This is a genomic window from Candidatus Omnitrophota bacterium (genome assembly GCA_028716165.1).
In the GTDB taxonomy this organism is placed as follows: domain Bacteria; phylum Omnitrophota; class Gorgyraeia; order JABMRG01; family JABMRG01; genus JAQUQI01.
In genome coordinates this window covers 1-24,374 of record JAQUQI010000008.1, presented here as the reverse complement: position 1 = coordinate 24,374, position 24,374 = coordinate 1, and the positions used below count along the sequence as shown (strand labels likewise).

The window sequence follows — 24,374 nt, the reverse complement described above, 5'->3', positions numbered from 1 at the left end:
TAAATTAGATTTTTTACCTGATATAAGGAGGAAAAATGGAAGATAAGCGAGCAATAAAAATTGTCGTAATCGCTGTTCTTATTCTCATAATCGCGTTCACCGGTTCGTCACAGGCTTTGGCGGCAAAAGGCCCTATTCATTACCGGCCGCTACGCCATGACCGGCATCCTTATTGGGGCAGGCCCGCGGCATTATCTGGCATGATTGCCGAAGCCATAATTTATGCCGGCAGGAGATTATATTGTGACCGGGGATATTTTTATGAAGAAATGCCTTACGGATACATAATTGTCCAGGCCCCGGTCGGCATGGTGATTGAAAAGTTGCCCGCCGGATGCAAAACCGTTTTTGTTAATAATACCAGATATTACTATTACAACAACACGTATTATACTGCCGCAAAGAAGGGCTATATTGTAGTGGAAAAGCCTGTATATGAAGTTACTATACCTTATGTCGTCTCGTATGAAACCGAGCATGGTTTGGGGGCTGAAGCCTGCCTGCGGCAGGACGCGTATACGATAAATATCATAAATTCAGATGCCACCTATACTGCCATTGTGTTAAAAAAATATAAGGATGGTTTTACAGGGCCTCAAGGGGAATGGTATCCGGTTTTTCCGTCCGTTGAACAACTTAAACTCATGTATGGTAAATAGTTCTTTTCGCAGAGGGTTTTTGTTTTTAAACCATATTCTACCGACAGGCGATAAAATCAAAGTTTCGCCGGAATTTTCATGTTATATTGATTTACAAATATTAATACCCGGTAAGCATTTTACAGCGCTCAAAAGGAGATAGGAGTTATTTTTATATGGAAAAACTGCAAGAGATTGATATTGACGGAGTTTCTTATGGCGGTGCCGGTGTCGGCAGGATAGACGGCAAGGTCTGCTTCATAGAGGGCGCGCTCCCGGGCGAACATGTTTTATTTAAAAGGCTTGCTGACAAAGGGCGTTTTATCACAGGACAGGTCGCCGACATAATCAAACCTTCACCCGAACGCGTAATGCCTGTTTGCCCGTATTATGAAAAATGCGGAGGCTGTCAATACCAGCACCTGGCCTATGAAAGAGAAGTTTTTTATAAGGGTGAGCAGGTAAAACAGATATTAGACAGGATAGGGTGCTGTCAAGGTTATGTTTTGGAGGATATTGTTTCCTATCCGCCGGGATATAATTACCGAAGCTCTGTAACAGTCCACAGCTCGGATGACGGGTACGGGTTTTTTTCCAAAGATAACAGCAGTATAGTGGCTATCACCCTGTGTCCTATCGCATGCGATGAGATTAACGACGCCATTTTGAAACTATCCCCCGCGGACCGTAAAAAAGACATCACGATAAAGCGTGATAATATCGGCAATACTTGGATAAGCCAAAGAGCGGGCCATAGATTTTTTAAAGATGATTTTCTCGGCACGCGGCTTACATTTTCTCCAATGGCATTTTCACAGGTAAACCGCGCGGCGGCAATAGATATAATGAACTGGCTTGGCGGACAGATGCGCAAAAATGACCCGTTGGTTTTATTTGATGTTTATTGCGGAACCGGCTTTTTCGGCCTGATGTTAAGGAGTTTGTTTAAAGCCGTTATTGGTATTGATAATGATCCTCTCGCGATAGACTGTGCTGTTATATCCAAAAAAGATTTATCGGCTGATAATGTCAAGTTCTACTGCGGCAATGCCCAAGATAAGCTAAAGGCAGTTTACGATAAATTCCACGGTAAGAGGAATGCCGTTCTTGTTGACCCTCCGCGTTCGGGCATTAGCCCGGAAATGGTTTCTTTATTAAACGGGTTAAAAGACACGGATTCATTGTATTATATATCTTGCCACCCGGCAACATTGGCCCGCGATTTAAAATCCTTAACAGCCTCAAAAGCCTGGAGATTGGAGCGTGTTGCCTGTTTTGATATGTTTTCCCGGACAAAACACATAGAATCAGCGGCCTTTCTTGTAAGAGAAGATTATTTGTAAAATACCTTAAAACACAGCCTACCCCTTGATAAACTTCCAAACATATATTATACTTATAGTAAGAAAGACTTATGGTTTACTTAATAAAAGCTCTCAAAATGATGTGTGTAAACAAGTTAGGGAGATATTATGAGGAAAAGTTTTTACGGGCATAATAAATTTATTGTGTTGTGCGCGGTTTATATTATGGCCTCCATTATCAGTGTTGTCATAATACCGTCAAGTATTCTTTCTCATTATACCCAAACATATTGCAATTTATTTTTAAGAGAAACCTCTCTTAGCAATAGCGGCATAGATCCGTATTCGTTATTTGAAGAAGAAAAGCCTGCCACCGGGCTAAAGGAATCGGGTCAGGCTGGAGTAACCACAGTTATTGTGCATGAAGGGCGTGTTAAGACCACAGATCTTTCCACAGGTCGTATTGATGATATTCCGGCAGGGACAAAAGTGCAAGTAGGCAAATCCCCTACTTTTTTGGAGGATAGAGACCGTGACAATATTCCGTTTGAATTTCGTGGCGGGCCGCTGGATGAGGTGTCCGCGCAATCTAAGCGTTCAGGAGAGATAGCCTCAAGCGCAACGGATAAGTTTAAAGGATTCTCGCACAATAAGGCAATAGAGATAAATGTGGACATGTTTCCCGATCCAGGCGCAGGTAAGGACGCGGAATTTATCACAAGAGGCGTATTGGATATCATAGCGCTTAAAATGTTATCTTTTAAAAGAGACAGCAGATTCTCGGGGAAATTATATGTCAGTTTTGTATCAAGGTCTAATGATGCTGTCAGGCTGGAGAATGTGCTTGCGCAATTCAAGGGATTAGACACGGTAAAATATCATGAATTGGATAATATGCTTACCGCTAAAATAGACGGCCTTAGGCCTGAAGATAAGATAACCATTTCGTATCGCGAAGATGACGGGTTATTTTTAAACCCTGCCTTAATGCTTGTGAGCGCTATCGCCAACGAAAAAAAGGTTATGGCGTATCCGTGGCATGTTTTAATTGACCTTGCCGTAGGCGTTCTTTCTGTTGACCGTTCTATACCGCTGGACCGTCAGCAGGAAGTTGTTGATTCAATTAAGGCCATATTTCAGGACCTGTTCAAGGGTACTGTTGATGCCGGATCGCTTGATGATTTGTTGAATAATTTTTTAAGCAATAATATAGAAGCGGCTGTTACTGCCGCTCGCCAGCTGGCATTACCCGCGATTACCGCCATTGATTATGAACAGATAGAAGACTTAAACAGAATGTTGCGGGAGGTTGCTTCCAATGCTTAAGCCTGTTTATATATTGTGCCTGTGCTTTTTATTAATTATCATTACCTCTGCCGGAAGCGCATGGGATGAGCCCGCTTTTGTTTTGTATAACGGAGTGATAACCGGTATATCAGGCGAGGCGGATATTAAAAAATCAGGCCAGCGATCGTGGGTGAAGGCTGAAAACGGGTATATACTGTCGCAGGCAGACGTCATAAAAATAGGGGATGGTTCATTTGTGGATATGCAGTTTAGCAGAAAAGGCAAGGCGTCTTTTAAGATTAGATTGCGGGATAATTCCAATCTTACGTTTACCAGCCTGATGGCGGGTAACGCAGATACATGCGAAAATATAATGCTTGACCTGGCAATTGGTGATATACTAATCAGAGTTGATAAATTACCGGAACAGTCAAAATTCAGGGTAAGGACCCCGACATCAATGGTCGGCGTAAAGGGGACGCGTTTTGAGGTCAAGCATGGTAAGCCGGGAGAATAGGAAAAAGCTCGCCAGAAAAAGATTATTTAAAAAAATCAGATTGCGCGGGATCAGGTTTTTTAGAGATTATTCCGTAAGAAGGTACGCCATAACCCTTGCCTGCTGTCTTATCGTATTATTTTTATTCCAGATGCGCTCCCTTGACAAGGTTGAACTGATACTGCTTGATTACAGGTTCCGCTTAATCCCCCCCCAACCCTTAAGCCAAGAGATAGTTTCTATTGATATAGCCCAGGACAGTATTGATCATCTGGGCCGCTGGCCCTGGGACAGGAATTGGCATGCCGGCATGATAACGGCTTTAAAAGAGTTTAATGCTCGCGCGGTATTCTATGATGTAATATTCAGCGAACCGACGAATGATGCCTATGACGCGGTCATGTCAGAGTCTTTAGCCCATGCGGGCAATGTCTATCTGCCGTACGCGTTTAAGGTTGAGGCTATGGACTCCCGCAAGGCGATAACCGATAACGATATATACGGCATAGATGCCAGTATGCCTCAATTCGCCCTTCTTGCAAAGGGCACGGGATTTATTAATATACTGCCTGACCCCGATGGTATTTTGCGAAGGGTGCCTCTTATCATTGAATATAATGGCAAACGTTATTTTCAGTCAGCTTTTTGCCTTGCCTGCGACCTGCTGGGTGTTTCCGAGAAAGAAATTATCGTAAAGAAGGGAAAATATATAAGGCTTCCCGTTAACGGCAAAGAAGGCGTTAGGGCGCGCAATATAGATATACCTATAGATACGAATTATCAGATGGTGATAAACTGGCCCGGCCGGTGGAAAGAGAGTTTCAGGCATTTTTCGTTTTTTGATGTAATAAAATCGTTTTCCATGGTGTGCAAGAACCAGCACCCTATTGTTCCCGCCGATTCCTTAAGCGGCAAGATATGCGTTGTAGGCATGTCTGTATCAGGGCTTATAGATATAAAACCCACGCCGCTTGAACCGCTGTATCCGGCAATGGGCGTAAATGCATGTATACTGGATAATATTTTTAGGTCTGATTTTTGCCGGTTTGTTCCCAATGCCCTGACCGTATTGCTTATTGTTTTTATGGCTTTTTTTACCACACTGCTTTTATCATTATATCATCTGGTAAGAGGGCTTTTGTCGGCCGCCGCTTTATTATGTTGTTTTTGCGCCGCCTCAATCATGGTTTTTTTATATTCAGGGGTATTAGTCAATATAACCTACCCGGCTTTTGCCATGATATTTACATATACCGGAATAATGATTTACAATGAATTCAGGATTATGGTTGAAAAAAGGCGGTTTTTTGACATGGCGATAACGGACGCCCTGACGGGCTTGTATCAGAAATCGCATTTTAACACATTGATGAAATCGGTATTTTCCGACAGGCGCTCGCGTAAAAATAAAACAGGCGCGATGTCTTTGATAGTAGCCGACATAGACCATTTCAAGCAGATAAACGACACATACGGCCACCTGTTCGGAGATATGGTTTTAAGGGGTGTCGCAAGGACGATAAAATCCGTCTGCAGGCCGCTTGACATATGCGCTCGCTATGGAGGGGAAGAATTTATAATTATGCTTCCGCAGACAACGGCCAAAGAAGCGATGGGGTTTGCCGAACGCATCAGGAAGGCCGTTGAAAACAAAATATTCAGATACATGAAACGCTCCTGCAAGGTAACTATAAGCCTCGGAGTCGCTGAATTGGACCGCGAAAAAAATCAACAATTACTCGTGCAAAAGGCTGATACCGCCCTATACCAGGCCAAGGCCCGGGGCAGGAATACTGTTTGCAAGGGGTGATTGGCGCGCGGTATCCCGGATTCATGCGAATTCTTTTTTGGCTATCTTGGAATTTTCTTTAATAAAACCAATCTTGAAAATTTATTGCCAAATATTGGCATGGCTGTTATAATCTGATAAATAGGTTTATGTTTTTTGTTTAAAACTAATATCAGGCAATAACTTAAAAAAACAAACGGCGGACAATATGCACAGCCCTTTGGGCAGGTTCAGGATAAAATTAATAATATCCTTTGCGGGTGTTGTGGCTATTGTATGTTTTGTATCAGGTTTATTTGCCTGCCGTTATGCTTCGGATTTTACCCTTAACAATATCAGGGATAATCTAATAGAGATAGCCCAAATAGCCTCATCCGGAGTTGATGCCGACGAACTGCTGTCAATACCTCTTGACGCTTCGGGCGCGCATACCCCCGCGTATAAGCATATAGAAGAGGCCCTGTCCCTTGTCCAATCAAAGGCCCCATCCATAAAATATATTTATATATTTAGAAAAGATAGAGTTAAACAAGGCGTGTTGAGGTTTGTCCTTGATGTTGATATTGGCACAGAAGATGCCGGAAACACTGCCCAGCCTGGTGACGAATATGACGCGTCAAATTTTCCCCAGCTCTTGAAAGGTTTTACCCGTCCGTCGGCAGACACGTCGGTTACAAGCGATAACTGGGGGCAGTTCCTTTCAGGTTATGCCCCGATTCGGGACAAAGACGGAAACTGCGTGGCCGTTCTCGGAGTTGACATGAAGGCCGAGGATATACATCGCGCAGAATCGGGGGTTAAAAGGCATCTTTTATTAAGCCTTGTGTTTGGAATTATACTTTCTTTGATATTTGCGTATTTTTTATCAGGCGGGATGTCCTGCAAAGTAACGGCGCTCAAGAAAGGATTCCAAAGGGTTGCCGCCGGCGACCTTGAATATTCAGTAAAGGTAAGAGGCAATGACGAATTATCGGATTTGGCGGTTTATTTCAACAAAATGTCGGTTGATTTGAAACAGCATATCGCAAAATTGCAAAAAACCACATCCGATAAAGAAAGATTGTTGAGCGAATTGAATATAGCCAAAAAAATACAACAGAGTTTTTTGCCGGATTCAATGCCGGAAATCCCAGGCGCCGATATATCCGCTATGACCATTCCGGCGATGACGGTTGGGGGGGATTTTTATGATTTTATACCGATAGATGACAACAGAGTCGGAATAGTGATAGCCGATGTCTCCGGCAAGGGCGTCCCAGCCGCCCTTTTTGTGGCCTTATCAAGGGCCATAATAAGGTCAAATGCCTCATTGTTTGACTCTCCGCATATGATGATTGAACATGCCAATTTGCGCATGATAGAGTTGTCAAGAAGCACTATGTTTGAGACATTGTTTTACGCCGTTCTTGACACAAGGCGCATGACTTTTAGCTATGCCAACGCCGGGCATAACCCGCCCATTGTGCTGACGGCGCCGCTCCTGGAAGCCAGTCTGTTGAAAGCGCAGGCAATGCCTATAGGTATCAGGCCAGGCATAGTAATAGGGACCGAAACGCGGTCTGTCTGCAGGCAGGATATGATTGTATTATATACCGACGGTGTTACCGAAACGAGAAATCTAAAAGATGAGGAATACGGCACTATCAGACTGATGAAGATCCTGCGGGATAATGCCTCAATGGCATCATCGGAGATCATAGATAAAATAAAAGAGGATCTTAAAACGTTTTCTCAGGGTAAGCAGCAGCATGATGATATGACATTGATCGTGATTAAGATCCTGTGATTTGTTGTTGAGCGCGGTTATTTCGGTATTTTTTTCATTGATACGGCGAAACACGCCGATGTTGTCAGCTTAAGCCCCGCTATTACTACACAGCTGTAAAATATTCCAAGCACAGGCACCAACAGCACGCCGCCCGCTAACCCGCCAGCCCAGCCGCCAAGCATATCCGCGCTATAAAGTATGCCGGCAGTTTTTCCTGTTTGGGTGTTTTGCCTTAGGGCTATCTTGTTGGCAAGCGGGAATTGAGCGCCGGTAAACATCCCCGATAGCGCGCATATTGTTACGAACACTATCTTGTAATAAGAGGCGGTGTTTTCTCCGGAGCAGACATATTGGCAACAGCGCAGTATAAACGGCAAGGCCATGGCGAAGAGAGCAGAAAGTAAATCAATTTTCAGAAATAGGGATAGATCATTTTTTATCGCGCCCGAATTGCGCGTTATCCATATACTGCCTAAAAACGTGCCGGCATAAAATGCGCAGGTAAGAAGGCCTATCCACTGGAAGATATAGCCGTATGTAATCTGAAAAGAAAATATGGCTATAAGCCCAAACAGCATACTGGAAAACCCTGTCCCCGCGATGCACAGAGGAACTGAAATACGAAGCGGCCTGCTGCTTGCAAGTAATAGCCCCGTTAGAAGTATGCCTGAAACCGCGAATGTGTTTAGAAAAAAGACGGGGGTTATCTTTGAAAACAAATGTGATATTTTTTTTACGCGAGGCGAGACCATGGAGTTCCAGTACGAAAGATCAAAATACACCCCGACCGGGGCGAAGTCAAGGTTTTGTCTTTTTGTCGCCGCGCGGAGACTGTTTTCAAACCATTTCGCGCGGGCCGGGTCTAATTTGTATTCAATATAAGAAGGGCTTATCAATTGCGTGTTAATCAGGCTATTTTTAAGCCGTTTGGCCGTATTATTTTTGTTTATCCGGGTGAATTCCGTGCCCGAAGACGCCATATGAATAATCGTATCATCACCCGGTATAGCTCTTGTGTGAGGGAAGACGGATTTAAGGGAGTTTAGAACACAGGCGTTAAGATCGGTTAACTCGGCCGGAATATATATCATTGAACCCGGTAAGCGGAAGGCCGTAATGCCGTTATTTTTCAGTTTATTCTTTATCATGAGGAAAAATTCCCTGGTAAATAGTCTATTGATGCTTAGGTTTGAAGGGCTTTCAAACCCGATAAATATAATATCGTATTTTGAATCTGTTTTTCTTAAAAAAGCCCTTCCGTCAGTATTAATAATGTTAACCCTGGGGTCAGATAGCTCATCCCGCGTGAGCGGACAATGAAATTTTTTTAAAACGGTAATAACAAGCGGGTCTATCTCAACATAATCCAACTTTTTTATTTTGTGTTTAAGTATTTCCTGTAAAAGCCCTCCGGAGCCCTTGCCGATTACAAGTATATGCGATGGGCCAGCATGGGATAGCATTGTAAGATGGGCAAATTCCTCGGCGGCATTCATGTCCGGATTTGGAGCGGTGATAAATGACATTCCGTCATAGTAAAATGAATATTGACCTTTATGTTTCGTTACAGAGACATTGCCGTAAAATGAATTTTTTGAATAAACAACCTCTTGGCCGGGCCAGAACCAGCGCAGGCTTAGTGAATTTATAGCGCCGGCTGATCCCGATGATAATATAAATATATATAAAGCCAATAATCCGGCGCAGGATAACAGCGGAATGTTGGAGACAATAAAACGCCGGTTTTTTTTAAATTGCAGGCAAAACGCCAGGGCCGCGGTAAGGAAAAAAGCCCCTGTTCCGAAAGCTATATGAAAACTGCCAAAATTGGGTGCCAGTATAAAACTGCAGAGACAGCCCCCAATTATGGTTCCGGCGGTTTCATATATATAAACTTTACCTATGGTTAAAACATTGGCGCGTGAGATATTTTTCGGTTCCCGGAAAATCAGCGCGTGTATTTTACAGCCAATGGAAAAAAGCGCCCCATGGCAGAAACCTGATGGGAATATAGCCAGGGCAGAGCTATAAAAAACCCTTACGATATCAGCCGCTTCAAAAGGATTATTACCAGGAATACCCTTGGATATGCGCGCTATATAAATAGAGGCGGGCAGGGCAAGCGACGAGGCGATAATAAAAAATATGAAGGCCGAAACTTTTTTATTTGATTTTTCCACCCACCTGCCAGCTGTAAATGCTCCAAGCGATTCTATTGCAAGCCAGTTTGAAAGTATTATGCCTAAGGTAAGTTCGTTCCCGTAGAAAACGACAAGAAGCTCTCTTAACAATAGTATTTGAGCTATGATACTTGCCGCACCCATTGATGCAAGGGTTATAATGAGAATTTTTTTGCGGTGCATACGGCCCTCTCTTTGATAATATCATATGAATATGCGTGTTACAATATTATTTTGTCGCTATACCCGCAGACCGATACAGCCTTTTCCGCCTAAAATATCTTGCGCTCGGATTAAGATAATGTATAATAATTCATAGGATATGTACAACATAATATTTGGTCTTACAGTAACCCAATAAAAGATGTGTTATCTGGCATGAAGATATTATCATGGAATGTAAACGGCATAAGAGCGGCCTATAAAAAAGGTTTCGCGCAATGGCTTGTATCAGCCGGCGCGGATATTGTGTGCGTGCAGGAGACAAAAGCGCAGGCAGAACAGTTCCCCGAAGGATTAAAAAACATGCCTGGTTACCTTTTATATACTGCCTGCGCCAAGAAAAAAGGATACAGCGGGACCGCCGTATGGTCCAGGCCTGCCGCCAAAATTATAGATAAAGACCGCGGCATGAAAAGCCTGGATAATGAAGGCAGATTAGTATGCTTGAGGTTTCAGGAATTTGACCTGCTGAACGTGTATTTTCCCAACGGTTCGGCATCAAGGCAGAGGCTGTTTTATAAATTGGATTTTTATAAAAGGTTTTTGGAATTTGCGGTTAAACTTAAGAAAAAAAGGCACGTGATAATCTGCGGGGATGTTAATACCGCTCATAAAGAAATTGATCTGGCCCGGCCGGAAGAAAACGAAGATACGTCGGGCTTTTTACCGGTTGAAAGAAAATGGATAGATGATCTGCTGTCATCTGGGTTTATTGATACCTTTAGGATGTCTAATAACCAGCCCGGCCATTATAGCTGGTGGGACTATAAAACAGCGGCGAGACAAAGGGATGTGGGCTGGAGAATTGATTATTTTTTTGTAAGCAGCGGTTTAAGAGACAAAATACAGGACGCTTTTATTCAAAAACACGTATTAGGTTCTGACCATTGCCCCGTAGGTATTGATATCGGGCTTTAGGAACAGTGTGGAACAGGTTATGGTATCAGCCAGCGCAAAACACGGAAGGAGAAACATCAAGCGGGTTTTCTTTCTGGCCGTATTGTCCTTGGCCCTTGCCTGCGCGGCCCAAGCGCTTGATGTTGATATAAACCTTGAGCAGGCAAACTGGATAGCCGATAGAATATTTGCCAACGAATGTTCTTCAAGGGAAAGCCTGCTTTTGCAATGGAATGAAGGGGAAGATTTTTTATCTCTTGGCATAGGCCATTTCATATGGTATCCAAAAGATGCCAATGGGCCTTTTGTGGAAGTGTTCCCGTTGTTTTTAGAATACGCCTTCTCTTCCGGCGCGGACATTCCCCAATGGCTTAAAAAATTAAATGGTATACAGCCTCATTGCCCGTGGCGGACAAGGGAAGAATTCATGCGCTCTGGAAATACGGCCCGCTTCAAGGAATTAAGGATTTTTATAGAAGAGACAAGGGCCCTGCAGGCGGAATTTATCGTCCGCCGCTTTAAGGATTCCCTTCGGGAAATGGTCTTATCAATTGAGGGCCGTGAAAACAGAGCGCGTATTATCCGACGCCTTGAAAGGCTGATATCCACAACACGGGGTTTGTATGCGGCAGTTGATTATAGTATTTTTAAGGGTATGGGAATATCGGAATCAGAAAGATATGACGGTAACGGCTGGGGGCTTTTCCAGGTATTATTGGAAATGAATAATGATGAAACTGTCAGTGACCCTGTCTTAGAATTTGCCGAATCTGCCGAGAAGATACTGATAAGGCGTGTCAATAATTCCCCGAAAGACCGCGATGAGATCAGATGGCTGAAAGGCTGGCTCAACAGGGTCAGGTCGTATACCTGGTAAAGGCAAGGAGACGGTATGATAAAATGCGTAATTGTTTATTTTTCGTTGAGCGGCAATACGGCGGCAGTTGCCCGGGCGCTTGCCGATAGCATCAAGACGATCGCGCAAGTTGACACGATAAGGCTTGTGCCGCAGAGAAAAGATTTTGGTTTTTGCAAGCAGGCGTTCAGGGCCTTGATAGGGTCCAGAGAAAAGATCGGCAATGTTAATTTTGACCTAAGCGGTTATAATTTAGTGTGTCTGGGCAGTCCTGTCTGGGCATTTGGCCCGGCGCCTTCAATGAACACGTATTTAGATAAATGCCGCGGCCTAAAAGGGAAAGAAGCGGTTGTTTTTACTACTTACGGCAGCGGTATAGGCAATAAGCGCTGTTTAGAATATATGAAAAACATATTATATAAAAAAGGCGTAAAAAAATGCCTGTCGTTTACATTACAAGGCTGTTTGGCAAAGGATGGTTGTTTTGCCGGGTCTGTTGTAAAGCACTGTGTTCAGGGACTTTGCGCGGATTTAAAATATCCCTCACGTTAATATTTTTTTGGCCGGCCGCATTATTATCACAGGCTGGAATTATAATATGAAAATTCAAGGTTTAAATATATAAATATAATCTTGACAAATATTTTTTTTTAGTATAATATTACATTGATGTTGAAAGGGTATATGATTGTCTTAATTGATAGTATACATCCTGCCCTTTAGTAGTAATCCGGTTACGTTTGGGTATAGTTGGGCGGGGTGAAAAGAAAATATACCTTGTTAAAAACCCCTCAAGATTTTTCAGTCATTCTTTTGTATTTTATTCGTTAAATTGAGTTTAACATGAAAATTAAGAGAATAAGACTGTCTTTTTTACGCACGCAATAAAAACTTTTCGCGGTATTTTATGAAAAAATATACTGAAAAAAGGCCATGGGGGATGTTTGAACAATTTACCAAACAAGAACCCGTTACCGTAAAAATCATCACGATTAATCCCCATGAATCTTTGAGCCTGCAGTTTCATCATAAGAGGGAAGAATTCTGGAAGATGCTTTTGGGCACGGGCGAAATAACATTGGGTGATAACATTATTTCTGCGTCCGAAGGAGATGAGTTTTTTATAGAAAAGAAACAGAAGCACCGTATCAAGGCCCAAGGCTCCGTGATAAAAATGCTTGAGATATCGTTTGGCGAATTTGATGAAAACGATATTATCAGGCTTGAAGATAAGTATAAAAGATAAGAGGCGGAGAAAATGAGTAAGAAAATTGTGGCAGGGGGCAAGGGTTTGGTAAAAAGAGTAATAGGCAAGATTAAAAGGCGTAAAAAGCTGCCGGCCCCTGACCAGCCAAAGCATCCTATAGGTGTTATAGTTGATAAGGGCCAGTTGTCGTTGTTTTTTAAATCGTCTGATCTGGATAAGACCGCGCTTTATCTTTCAAAGAGCAGGACAGGGATGAGCTTTAAGGCATCCAGGGCCAAGATATCGGTTATATCTGATTCGGGCAAAGCGGATGATATATCGCAGCGTGAACGTATCAGCATATCGGCCTGCGATAAAGGTTATTTTATGACATACCTGCAAAAGGGCAGGGTTGAAAACTGCCTGATGTCAGCGGTGTCAAAGGATTTAAAGAATTTTAAGGTTATCGGCAAGGTTTCTGCCGCCAGAGAACAGGGCATACTTGCCCCGAATTATAAATGCAGGGAACAATATGTTATGTATCTGGGCAGTTGTTCTATAAAGACCGCTTTTTCAACAGACCTTGCCAAATGGAGGATATCAAACACAACCTGCCTTGAACCCAGAAATAATTTTTTTGATAATTCGCCGCTTACCGTTTTGTCGGTTTCTCTGACCACGCACGGGCTTTTGGTTGTTTACGATGCTTCATACAAAGAAGGCGACAGCCAGGTACTGCAAGTAGGCGGGGCGTTGTTTTCAATATATGATCCCAACAGCCTTATATGGCGCTCGGAAACTCCGCTATGGCAGGAAAAGCTTTCCGCCGGAAGCGAGCCCATGTATTCAATAGGCGCCGCGTTTTACAAAGAAAAAATATTTCTCTATTTTACTTCAAGGTTAAAAAAGCTTTTCACGGTGGCTATAGACAAGCCTTTTCCCGGTGTGGCTGAAAAAAAGGCCTTTGCGAAACTGAAAAGATTTTATAAAAACCCTATAATCGTGCCTAACGAGATGAACGAATGGGAATCGGAAGCTACCTTTAATCCGGCCGCCTTGTACGATAACGGCAAAGTCCACCTGCTTTACAGGGCTGTAGGAAAGGGGGGCTATTCCTGCCTTGGCTATGCTTCAACAAGAGACGGCTATACTATTGACGAAACATTAAACGAACCCGCCTATTGTCCTACAAAGGAATTTGAAGGAGCCATTACAAAGCCCAGACAAAGGACTGACCTTTATAAATCAGGCTGCGGCTGGGCCGGATGCGAAGACCCTAAGCTTACGGCTATTGACGAAAGGATATATCTGACATATGTTGCCTATTCGGGTTATTCACATCCGCGCATTGCTTTAAGCTCCATACGCAGAGATGATTTTAGAAAAAAAGAATGGAAATGGACTGAACCGGTTTTAATATCGGCGCCTGGCGTGGTAAACAAAAGCGGTTGTATACTGCCGGAAAAAGTAAAAGGAAAATACGTGATATTTCACCGGGTATTCCCCCATATATTGATTGACTATAGGGACAATTTGAAATTTGATGACGGAAAATGGCTTGAGGCAAAGGCCAGGATTACTACGCGCCCGGGTATGTGGGACAGCAGAAAGTTGAGCGTGGGCGCCACGCCTATTAAAACAGAAGACGGGTGGCTTGTTATTTATCATGCCGTTGACGACAGGGACGATACGCGTTATAAAATTGGCGCCATGATACTTGATCTCAATGACCCGTCCAAGGTATTATACAGGACCAGCAATCCTATCCTAAAGCCCGATAAACATTATGAGAACGACGGAAAGTCGGGTGTTGTTTACCCGTGCGGGGCTGTTGTGCTCAACAAGGAGCTTTTTGTTTATTATGGCGGAGGCGATAAGGTTGTTTGCTGCGCGACCGCACAGCTTGATCAGTTTATAGACAATGTTAAAAAAGACAGGACTGTCGGCTATACTTTAAAAGAAGTAACTTATTCATAAGGTTTAGTGTGCCGGGGGCCGGTTGCTGAAAACATTACGCGGAAATTCAGCGCCTGCCCCCGAACTATAAAATATAAACCCGTGTTAATGATGAATGAAAGGTAAATTGTATGTATTCGGTGAAACGTTGTCCGCATAATCCCATTATCAAACCCTACAGCAGGCACCAATGGGAAGCGGTGGCCACATTTAATTGGTCCGTGGTGCAGGACAGCAAGGATAAAAAAACAATTCACGCGATATACCGCGCCATGTCGGAGCCTGATCTGGTGCCTCAAAACGGCCCGTATATTTCCACTATAGGATACGCGAAAAGCATAGACGGCGTTTCTTTCAACAAGCAGGCCCAGCTTATAAAGCCTGAATTTTCATGGGAAAGATACGGTTGCGAAGACCCGCGCGTAACGGAACTGAACGGGAAATATTATATATTTTATACCGCTTTATCCGTTTTTCCGTTCAGGTATTTTGGTATAAAAGTCGCTTGCGCGATTACTAAGGACTTTAAGACCATTGAGTCAAAACACCTGGTGACACCTTTTAATGCCAAGGCCATGGCCCTTTTCCCGGGCAAGGTCAACGGAAAGTTTACGGCCATATTGACGGCAAATACCGACCATGCCAAACGTACCGCCCGGATTGCCATCGCTCAATTTGACCATGAGGAAGAGATATGGGATATAGCCTATTGGAGGAACTGGTATAAAAAACTCGGCAAAAACATGCTCCATATAAAAAGAATGCCTACTGACCATGTTGAGGTGGGAGCCGCGCCTGTCAAAACAAAGGACGGTTGGCTGCTTATCTACGCGCATATACAAAATTATCCTACTGACAATAAGATCTTTGGAATTGAAGCGCTTCTTTTGGACATGAAGGACCCCTCCAGGATTATTGGGCGCACCAAGCATCCAATAATGGCCCCCGAAGCAAGCTATGAGAGGTATGGACAGATACCGAATGTGATATTTCCGTCGGGCGCTATTATCAAGGAAAAGACCTTGAGGATATTTTACGGCGCCGCGGATACCACTTCATGCGTCGCGGACCTTAATCTGCCGTGCCTTCTGGAGAGCATGACGCCTGCCGGCAGGGAGAACTACTCCACACGCGGCAAGAAAAACCCCATACTCGCGCCTATTAAAGAACACGCGTGGGAGGACAGGGCTGTATTTAATCCAGCCGCGATTGAATTGGACGGCAAGATACATATTATATACAGGGCCATGTCCGAAAACAACACTTCTACTATGGGGTATGCGGTAAGCAGGGACGGGCTTAAGATTGATGAGCGTCTGCCTGAACCTATTTATGTTCCCAGAGCGGATTTTGAAATGAAAAAAATCATTAACGGGAATTCTGGCTGTGAAGATCCCCGCATTGTAAAGATAGGCAATCTGCTGTATATGTTTTATACGGCATATAACGGGATAGCGGTGCCAAGAGTCGCTATGACATGGATTTCGGTTAATGACTTTTTAAGGAGGAGATGGAATTGGTCGCGGCCTGTATTGATAACCCCGCCCGGTATAGATGATAAGGACGCCTGCCTGTTCCCCGAAAAGTTCAAAGATAGGTACTGCCTTATACACCGTATCAGGCACCAGATATGTTTTGATTTTTTAACCTCGTTAAAAAACGCTGTTAGGGAGGTTAACCGCGGCATCAGGGTCATGGGGCCCAGATACGGCATGTGGGACAGTAAGAAGATCGGCCTGGCCGGCCCGCCCCTGAAGGTAAAGCAGGGCTGGCTTATGTTTTACCATGGGATAGGAGAAGATAAACATTACCGTTTGGGCGCGGCTTTGCTTGATCTGAAAAATCCGATGGTTGTTTTATCGCGCACAAACGATTCAATCCTGGAGCCTATTAAAAAGTATGAAGAACAAGGCCAGGTGCCAAATGTGGTATTTCCTTGTTCCCATATCCTGCGGGCAGACACTATATATCATTATTATGGCGGCGCTGACGAAGTGATAGGGGTTGCCACCCACAAACTTTCCAAAATAATGGCGTCGCTTACTTAAATCCTGCCGCGCGATTTTTAACTCTCCCGTTTTTCCGTATAATAACGGAAGAATGCCCGTGTATTTTGAGCATGGAGTAAACCGATGCATAAACGAATATCCATAATCTCGCCGGAGATCAAAGAAATACTGCGTTATCCCGAGGCCAATAAACACCTTAAAGAGCTGTTTGAAGATTTTCATCCAAGGGACATATTTGAGCTTTGTGAAGATTTGGAACCCGAGGAAAATGCCCGGATTATAATAGCCCTTAGCAGGCCTCTGGGTATAGAGTTTTTTCAGCATTTTAAAATCAAGCAGAAACGCGAGATATTCAGATATTTTTCAAAGGACTGGATGGCAGGCGTCCTTGAGGAGATGGCGCCGGACGAAAGGGCTGATTTTATAAAGGCGCTGCCCAAAAAACGCGTTGAAGAAATACTGCCTCTTGTCGCGCAGGCTGAACGAAATGATATAAAGAGGCTTTTACAGTTTAAAGAAGGGACCGCCGGTTCGGTACTTACAACGGAATATGCCGTCCTGCCCCGCGAGATAACAGCTAAAGAGGCCATTGCCAAACTTAAATTGCAGGCCTTTAACCGCGAAACTATTTATTATGTTTACATCATAGATGAGGAAAGAAAGCTGATAGGCTTTGTCTCGCTTAAAGACATTATCGTGGCGGAATCAACAAGCGTTATCAAGGACATTATGCACACAAATGTGATCACTGCTAATGTCAGCGATGATAAAGAGGCAGTCGCCAAAAAGCTGGCAGACTACGATATACTGGCACTTCCGGTTGTAGACGAAGACAACAAGCTCGTAGGCATAGTTACGCATGACGATATTGTTGATGTTATTATCCAGGAAGACACAGAGGACATATATAAATACGGCGCTGCCGGAGATTATATAGATTACATGGGGTCAAAGTCTTTGACAATAGCCCGGCACAGGATATTATGGTTGATGGTCCTTGTTGTAATGGGTTTTATTTCGGGCTGGATAATGGAGCGATATGCTTTTCAGCTTGAGGCAGTGGTGGCGCTTGTTTTTTTTATACCGCTTTTGTGCAACTCGGGCGGCAATGCCGGTACGCAGTCATCAACTGTCGTTATAAGGGGTATTGCCACGGGCGAAATAAAAATGTCCGATATATTTAAAGTCTTTTGGAAGGAGCTTAAGGCCGGAGTGATAGTGGGATTTGCTATGAGCCTTTTGGCGGGCGCAAGGGCCATAATCATGAATAAAAGTCCGTTACTTGCTCTTACAGTCGGCATTGCCATGGTGGCTACCGTTGTCGCCGCGACAACCCTGGGGGCCGTATTACCGCTTATTTTTAAAAAAATGAAGCTTGACCCGGCGCTTATGTCAGGGCCATTCATTACAAGCATTGTAGATATTGTATCATTATTTATCTATCTTCATATCGCGATATTTATTTTTCGCATATAGCACAGTCTTTACAGGCAGAATGTTTTGATTTTCGTTTGAATACAGGTAAGCTCGTGAAAAACTTTATAACTGATATTATAGATAAAGACCTGAACACGTCAAAATACGGCCAAAAGGTCCATACCCGGTTTCCACCCGAACCAAACGGTTATTTGCATATAGGCCACGCAAAATCAATATGCCTAAATTTCGGCCTTGCCGGATATTATAACGGATTATGCAACCTGCGTTTTGACGATACCAATCCGGAGAAAGAAGAAATTGAATACATAGAGTCTATAAAGGAAGATGTTCGTTGGCTTGGTTTTGACTGGCAGGATAGGTTGTTTTACGCTTCGGATTATTTTGACCGTTTATATGAATATGCTGTCAGGCTTATACAGATGGGGAAGGCCTATGTTTGCGATTTGAGCCCGGACGAGATAAGGTTATACAGAGGCAGCCTTAATTCGCCGGGAAAGGACTCGCCTTTCAGGGGGCGAAGCATAGAAGAGAACGTTGATCTTTTCAAGCGGATGAAGGAAGGCGAGTTTGATGACGGCGCGCGCGTGTTAAGGGCCAAGATAGACATGGCCCATCCCAATATTGTTATGCGCGACCCCGCGCTTTACCGGATAAAGAAAGGCCTGCATCACAGAACAGGCGGTCTCTGGTCCATATACCCTATGTATGATTTCGCGCACTGCATATCTGATTCCATAGAGGGTATCACGCATTCTATCTGCACCCTTGAATTTGAAAATAACAGGCCTTTATATGATTGGATACTGGAGGCATTAGGCATTTTTCATCCCAGCCAGATAGAATTTGCCAGGTTGAATTTGACTTACACGATACTTAGCAAAAGGAAACTGATAGAGCTGGTTAGAAATAAGGATGTAAGCGGATGGGACGATCCGCGCATGCCTACCATATCAGGCCTTAGGCGCCGCGGATACACGCCCCTCTCTATAAGGACTTTTTGCAAAGATATCGGGGTGTCCAAAACTAATAGTATTGTTGATATAGCGGTGCTTGAAAACAGTATACGACAGGAGCTTAACAAGACAGCGCCAAGGGCGATGGCGGTACTTTTTCCTCTCAAGGTTACCATCGTCAATTATCCGGAAGAAAAAGAAGAATTGCTGGATGCTGTAAACAATCCCGAAGATGAAAGTTATGGCACGAGAAAAATACCCTTTGGCAGGCATCTATATATTGAAAAAGACGATTTCAGAATAAACCCGCCAAAAAAATTCTTTCGCTTATCTCCCGGACAAGAAGTAAGGTTAAGATACGCTTATTTTATAAAATGCGAGGAAGTAATAAAAGATGAAGAAGGCAATGTGAAGGAATTGAGGTGCACATACGATCCAGCTACACGCGGAGGAGATTCGCCTGACGGCAGAAAGCCTAAGACGACCCTGCACTGGGTATCACAAAGGCATGCCGGCATTGCCGAAGCTCGTCTTTATAGCCATCTTTTTATTAAACCTGATCCGGAAGATACCGGGCAGGGCCAAAATTATAGGGATAATTTGAATCCTGAATCATTACAAAAAATATACCCGGTATATATTGAGCCTTGCCTGTCAAAAGCTGTTAACGGAGCTTCATATCAATTTGAGAGGCAGGGATATTTTTGCCTGGATAAAGATTCCAACCAGGACAGGCTTGTATTTAACCGTATAGTCGGACTCAAGGACACCTGGTCTAATATAGAAAAGAAGCAATAGAGTAGCGCTTTTTTATAATTACAGTTGTTCTGCTTTGCGAAATATCCGGTAGCCGCTGATATTATAGCTATGTTGTAATTATATTGTGTAGGGGAGGCCTGATACAGGCCTGAGAGTCCCGCGTTTAGCGGGAGACCCGATGAACCTGATCCGAGGCTAATTTCATTTTTTTGCCAAAAAGGCCAAGCGGACCTGCTTTAGAAAATTAAACCGGGCAGGCTGGATAATGCCAGCGTAGGGAATTTTAAAAAAGGCCCTTTTCACCTATGCTGACAGCATAGGTTTTTATGTATATGGTAAAAGATAGTAACTTGTATCTTGTGTTGAGTTCGGAATATACCAAAGGAAGGCCTGCCGCGGACATTGCTTATCAGGCGATTCAGGCGGGCATAGATATCCTGCAGGTAAGAGAAAAAACGTTTTCACGCGGAAATTTTTTATCATACGCCAAAGATATCAGGTCATTGTGCAGAAAGAGATCTGTAACTTTTATTGTTAACGATGACCCCGTTGCCGCCAAAAGGCTTGATGCCGACGGAGTCCATCTGGGCCAGGAAGATATTATAAAATATCCACTGCCTTTAACACGCGGCATACTTGGCAGAGACAGGATAATAGGCATATCCACTCATTCTGTCCGGCAATTTCTTAAGGCGCAGGAGCAGGATTTTGATTATATAGCGTTTGGCCCCGTGTTTGAAACAAAGACAAAGAATTATAAGATAGGCACAGACGGCATAGGAGAGGTATTGTCAAAGAGCCGAAAGCCTGTTTTTTTTATAGGCGGTATCAATATGTCCAATATCGGCACGCTGGCCTCTATGGGAGTAAAAAACATAGCAGTCATACGGGCAATAACAGAAGCCGATGATGTCGCGCTTGAGGTAAAAAGGCTTAAAACAGCTATTATCAGCCTGAAAACCGGGCCAAACTATGCGGATAAAAATTAACGGCAGGTTCCATGAAATAGAGGGCGCCGGCAATCTGCCGGAGCTAATAAAGATAAAGGGGCTGTCCGAAAGGGCAATAGTTATAGAATATAATCATAATATTATCCCAAAGGACAAGTGGAACGAGATAATACTTAGAGAAGGCGATATTATTGAAATAGTCAGTTTTGTAGGGGGAGGATAGTATGGAGGATATTTTAAAGATAGCCGACAGATCGTTTAATAACAGGCTTTTTGTCGGTACCGGGAAATTTCCGGATAAGCGTATTATAGGTGATATCATAAGGGCTTGCGGATGCCAGGTTGTGACGGTAGCATTAAGGCGTGTGGATGAAAAATCAGCGGATGAGAATATATTGGATTATATACCCTCGGACTGCACTATTATGATAAACACATCAGGAGCCAGGAACGCGGATGAAGCCATAAGGATAGCCCGGCTCGGAAAAGCTATGGGTTGCGGGAATTGGATAAAAATAGAGGTCATACCGGACAACAAATACCTTTTGCCGGATAATATAGAGACCCTGAAAGCGACTAAGGCGCTGGCATCAGAAGGATTTGTGCCGTTGGCATATATGAACCCTGATCTTATAACAGCCAGGGCCCTGGTAGAGGCCGGAGCAGCGGCAGTAATGCCTTTAGGTTCAACTATCGGAAGCGGCAGGGGATTTAAGACCAGGGAGATGGTAAGGATAATGATAAATGAGATTGACGTTCCTGTTATAGTTGACGCGGGATTAGGAAGCCCTGCCGATGCTGCCTTGTGCATGGAATCAGGCTGTGATGCCGTGCTTGTTAATACAGCCATTGCCATAGCCAATGACCCTGTTATGGAAGCAGAGGCATTTGCCCTGGCGGTTAAAGCCGGCAGGAGGCATTATGTTTTAAATTCCACCATGGCTTCGCCTGGGCCCGCCGCGCAGGCTTCCTCCCCTTTAACGGGTTTTTTACGGGATTGAAAAGACATGAGTTTTATAGAGGCAATAAAAAAGTATGAATCCGAAAATATAATGGGTTTGTTGACATCTGTTGACGACAGGGATATTGACTTTGTATTAAACAAGAATATCCTTACTGCTTGTGATTTTTTAAAATTACTTTCGCCAAGTGCCTTCTGCCGCATTGAAGATATGGCAGTTAAGGCGCGCGATATTACCCTGCATAATTTTGGCAGGGCCATACAGCTTTATACTCCATTGTATGTCTCGGATTTTTGTGATAATGATTGTATTTACTGCGGATATAATGCCGGCATCAAAAGCCGCAGGAGGAAACTTACCATCAAAGAGGTTAAACACGCGGCCTGCCATATCTCAAATACCGGGCTAAGGCATATACTGCTTTTGACGGGTGATTCAAAAAAAATGAGCCCGGTATCCTATATAAGCGATTGTGTAGAGGTATTGAAAGAATATTTCAGCTCCGTGGCCGTGGAGGTCTATCCTTTATCTGAAGATGAATACGCCGGGATAATTAAATCCGGCGCCGATTCTCTTACCGTTTATCAGGAGACATATGACAGGAAGATATATTCCCTCGTCCACAGGCGCGGCGATAAAACAGATTATGCCTTCAGGCTTGAAGCGCCTGAAAGGGCGTTGCGGCAGAATATCAGGGCGGTTAATATAGGCGCGCTATTAGGGCTCAATGATTTTCGCGTTGACGGATTTTTCGCCGGCCTTCACGCTCATTATCTACAAGCTAATTTCCCTGCCGCGGAAATAAGCGTGTCCGTGCCGCGTATAAGACAGACAGGCGCGCGATTTGTTCCGGAATTTAATGTGACAGACGCTGACATCGCGCAACTGGTCGTGGCATTAAGGATATTCCTCCCGCGGGTCGGGATAACATTATCAACAAGAGAGAGCGCGGAGTTTAGGGATAATATGCTCGCCCTCGGCATTACGCGGATATCCGCTCAATCAGCCACATCCGTTTCAGCTTGGCTTTGCGAGGGCCCGCCATCCGAGGCCCTTGAACAATTTAGCACCTCTGATAAAAGGACTGTAAGCGACATCAAAGATTTTCTTAAAAGAAAGGGTTATCAACCCGTGTTTAAGGACTGGATGGATATCTGATGGTTGAATTGACAAATTTATTAAAATCGGGATTGGGTAAAGATTATATCATCAAGGCGGATTCTGTTAAGGTCGCTATAGCCGGCTGCGGCGGCCTGGGCAGCAATTGCGCTTTTAACCTGGTAAGGTCGGGCATAACGAGGCTTAAGCTGATTGATTTTGATTTTGTTGAACAATCCAATCTAAACAGGCAGTTCTTTTTTTACTCGCAGATAGGAATGCCAAAGCCCGATGCCCTGGCACAGAACCTTATGGCCATAAATCCCGAGCTCAAACTTGATATCGTGAAAGAAAAAATAAGGGATGGGAACATCAAGGATATGTTCAGTGATTGCCAGGTAGTCGTTGAGGCTTTAGATGGCGCGCGTGAAAAAGCCATGATAGCAGAGGCCTTATTGGGCGAGGGCAAGTTTATAGTTTCGGCGTCGGGTGTGGCGGGTTTTGGAAATACGGACAGGATCAAAGTCCATCGTATAAAAAAGAATTTTATCCTGGTAGGAGACCTTGAGACAGGTTCTGACAAAATGCCGGTTTTATCACCCGCGGTTAATATAGCCGCGGCCAAGCAGGCCGATATTGTTATAGAATATATTATGAAACAATGAAAGCCTTTATTTCTTCGCTTTCCCCTGGCTTGCTACGGCATCCATAGCCTTTTTGATCTTTTCAGTATCTCCAAGATAGTAGTTTCTAATAGGCTTTAGATTGCCGTCAAGCTCGTAGACGAGCGGTATGCCTGTAGGTATATTTAGTTTTACTATTTCAGAATCAGGAATATGATCAAGGTATTTTACAAGGGCTCGCAGGCTGTTTCCGTGAGCCGATATCAATACTCTTTTCCCGCTTTTTATAACAGGGGCTATTTCATTGTGCCAATACGGTAAAAAGCGCTCAACGGTATCTCTCAGACATTCGGTGGATGGCATATTATCTTTTCCTATGTCCTTATAACGCGGATCATTGGCCGGATGCCGCGGATCATTTTTTTCAAGGGCAGGCGGCTGTATATCATAAGCGCGCCGCCATAGGAGGACCTGGTCTTCACCGTATTTTTGAGCTGTCTCCGACTTATTCAAACCCTGCAAAGTACCGTAATGTTTTTCGTTTAGACGCCATGAACGCGTTACAGGTATCCACATAAGGTCCATTGTATCAAGCGTAATCCACAGTGTTCTTATAGCGCGTTTTAATACGGAAGTAAACGCCGCGTCAAAAATGAAGCCCTCTTTTTTAAGCGTTTTTCCGGCTTCGCCGGCTTCAGCAATACCATTTTCGGAAAGGTCAACGTCAGTCCATCCCGTGAAGCGGTTTTCCCTGTTCCAGAGGCTTTCGCCGTGCCTTAATAATACCAAATTAATTTTATTCATTTTTTATGCTGCCCCCGTTTTTGGATATTATACTACAATAAATCGCTTGTTCAAGGATATTTTTAAGCCGTGTCAAGCCAAAATTAAAATGTCCGGTTTTTACCAAAATTAAAATGTCCGGTTTTAATTAAAAGTAGCAGTAGCAGCTTTTCTTTCTTTTTGGTTCTTTTTCTTTCTTTGTTAATAAGTGCAAATTG

Annotated in this window: 21 protein-coding genes; 19 read left to right on the top strand and 2 right to left on the bottom strand. The window is 43.8% G+C overall.

What is annotated here, in order from left to right:
* The first annotated feature begins 35 nt into the window (after positions 1-35).
* The 6 genes from PHV77_04925 (at position 36) to PHV77_04900 (ending at position 7,300) form a co-directional block, all read left to right on the top strand.
* Positions 36-659 carry a DUF6515 family protein gene (locus PHV77_04925; protein ID MDD5504638.1) on the top strand — a complete coding sequence of 208 codons (624 nt, stop codon included), beginning with the start codon at positions 36-38 and terminating at the stop codon, positions 657-659.
* Between the two features lie 155 nt (positions 660-814).
* Positions 815-1,981 carry a methyltransferase domain-containing protein gene (locus PHV77_04920; GenBank protein ID MDD5504637.1) on the top strand — a complete coding sequence of 389 codons (1,167 nt, stop codon included), beginning with the start codon at positions 815-817 and terminating at the stop codon, positions 1,979-1,981.
* Positions 1,982-2,110: 129 nt separating this feature from the next.
* Positions 2,111-3,268 (top strand): hypothetical protein, encoded by a 1,158-nt coding sequence (locus tag PHV77_04915; protein MDD5504636.1) that lies wholly within the window; start codon positions 2,111-2,113, stop codon positions 3,266-3,268.
* On the top strand, positions 3,261-3,746 hold the full coding sequence (locus tag PHV77_04910; protein MDD5504635.1) for a FecR domain-containing protein: 486 nt from the start codon (positions 3,261-3,263) through the stop codon (positions 3,744-3,746). Before PHV77_04915 ends, PHV77_04910 begins: the two co-directional genes overlap by 8 nt.
* Positions 3,715-5,535, top strand: a complete 1,821-nt coding sequence (locus tag PHV77_04905; protein ID MDD5504634.1) for a diguanylate cyclase — start codon at positions 3,715-3,717, stop codon at positions 5,533-5,535. The genes PHV77_04910 and PHV77_04905 overlap by 32 nt, the downstream gene beginning before the upstream one ends.
* Positions 5,536-5,722: 187 nt before the next feature.
* A complete protein-coding gene (locus PHV77_04900) occupies positions 5,723-7,300 on the top strand; it encodes a SpoIIE family protein phosphatase (protein MDD5504633.1) in 1,578 nt (525 codons plus the stop codon).
* Positions 7,301-7,317: 17 nt separating this feature from the next.
* Here PHV77_04900 and PHV77_04895 read toward each other — a convergent pair whose 3' ends face one another.
* Positions 7,318-9,645 (bottom strand): hypothetical protein, encoded by a 2,328-nt coding sequence (locus PHV77_04895; GenBank protein ID MDD5504632.1) that lies wholly within the window; start codon positions 9,643-9,645, stop codon positions 7,318-7,320.
* A 195-nt stretch (positions 9,646-9,840) separates the two neighbouring features.
* On the opposite strand from PHV77_04895, the gene PHV77_04890 reads away from it, so the two are divergent.
* The 13 genes from PHV77_04890 (at position 9,841) to thiF (ending at position 23,415) form a co-directional block, all read left to right on the top strand.
* Positions 9,841-10,602: an exodeoxyribonuclease III gene (locus PHV77_04890; GenBank protein ID MDD5504631.1), complete on the top strand. Its 762-nt coding sequence runs from the start codon at positions 9,841-9,843 to the stop codon at positions 10,600-10,602.
* A gap of 19 nt (positions 10,603-10,621) precedes the next feature.
* Positions 10,622-11,458: a hypothetical protein gene (locus PHV77_04885; GenBank protein ID MDD5504630.1), complete on the top strand. Its 837-nt coding sequence runs from the start codon at positions 10,622-10,624 to the stop codon at positions 11,456-11,458.
* Between the two features lie 15 nt (positions 11,459-11,473).
* A complete protein-coding gene (locus tag PHV77_04880; GenBank protein ID MDD5504629.1) occupies positions 11,474-11,989 on the top strand; it encodes a flavodoxin in 516 nt (171 codons plus the stop codon).
* Positions 11,990-12,344: 355 nt separating this feature from the next.
* Positions 12,345-12,683 carry a phosphomannose isomerase type II C-terminal cupin domain gene (locus PHV77_04875; GenBank protein MDD5504628.1) on the top strand — a complete coding sequence of 113 codons (339 nt, stop codon included), beginning with the start codon at positions 12,345-12,347 and terminating at the stop codon, positions 12,681-12,683.
* A 12-nt stretch (positions 12,684-12,695) separates the two neighbouring features.
* On the top strand, positions 12,696-14,600 hold the full coding sequence (locus PHV77_04870) for a hypothetical protein (protein ID MDD5504627.1): 1,905 nt from the start codon (positions 12,696-12,698) through the stop codon (positions 14,598-14,600).
* A 110-nt stretch (positions 14,601-14,710) separates the two neighbouring features.
* Positions 14,711-16,627: a hypothetical protein gene (locus PHV77_04865; GenBank protein ID MDD5504626.1), complete on the top strand. Its 1,917-nt coding sequence runs from the start codon at positions 14,711-14,713 to the stop codon at positions 16,625-16,627.
* Between the two features lie 84 nt (positions 16,628-16,711).
* On the top strand, positions 16,712-18,064 hold the full coding sequence (mgtE, locus tag PHV77_04860) for a magnesium transporter (GenBank protein ID MDD5504625.1): 1,353 nt from the start codon (positions 16,712-16,714) through the stop codon (positions 18,062-18,064).
* Between the two features lie 35 nt (positions 18,065-18,099).
* Entirely contained in the window at positions 18,100-19,779 is a 1,680-nt protein-coding gene (locus PHV77_04855) for a glutamine--tRNA ligase/YqeY domain fusion protein (protein MDD5504624.1), read from the top strand.
* 287 nt (positions 19,780-20,066) lie between these two features.
* Positions 20,067-20,729, top strand: a complete 663-nt coding sequence (gene thiE, locus PHV77_04850; protein ID MDD5504623.1) for a thiamine phosphate synthase — start codon at positions 20,067-20,069, stop codon at positions 20,727-20,729.
* Positions 20,713-20,913 carry a sulfur carrier protein ThiS gene (gene thiS / locus PHV77_04845; protein MDD5504622.1) on the top strand — a complete coding sequence of 67 codons (201 nt, stop codon included), beginning with the start codon at positions 20,713-20,715 and terminating at the stop codon, positions 20,911-20,913. The genes thiE and thiS overlap by 17 nt, the downstream gene beginning before the upstream one ends.
* Before the next feature lies 1 nt (position 20,914).
* Entirely contained in the window at positions 20,915-21,691 is a 777-nt protein-coding gene (locus tag PHV77_04840) for a thiazole synthase (GenBank protein MDD5504621.1), read from the top strand.
* A 6-nt stretch (positions 21,692-21,697) separates the two neighbouring features.
* Complete coding sequence (gene thiH, locus PHV77_04835; protein MDD5504620.1) at positions 21,698-22,810, top strand: 2-iminoacetate synthase ThiH; 1,113 nt, start codon at positions 21,698-21,700, stop codon at positions 22,808-22,810.
* Positions 22,810-23,415, top strand: a complete 606-nt coding sequence (gene thiF / locus PHV77_04830) for a sulfur carrier protein ThiS adenylyltransferase ThiF (protein ID MDD5504619.1) — start codon at positions 22,810-22,812, stop codon at positions 23,413-23,415. The genes thiH and thiF overlap by 1 nt, the downstream gene beginning before the upstream one ends.
* A 6-nt stretch (positions 23,416-23,421) precedes the next feature.
* Here thiF and gpmA read toward each other — a convergent pair whose 3' ends face one another.
* Positions 23,422-24,177 carry a 2,3-diphosphoglycerate-dependent phosphoglycerate mutase gene (gpmA, locus tag PHV77_04825; protein MDD5504618.1) on the bottom strand — a complete coding sequence of 252 codons (756 nt, stop codon included), beginning with the start codon at positions 24,175-24,177 and terminating at the stop codon, positions 23,422-23,424.
* Between the last annotated feature and the right edge of the window lie 197 nt (positions 24,178-24,374).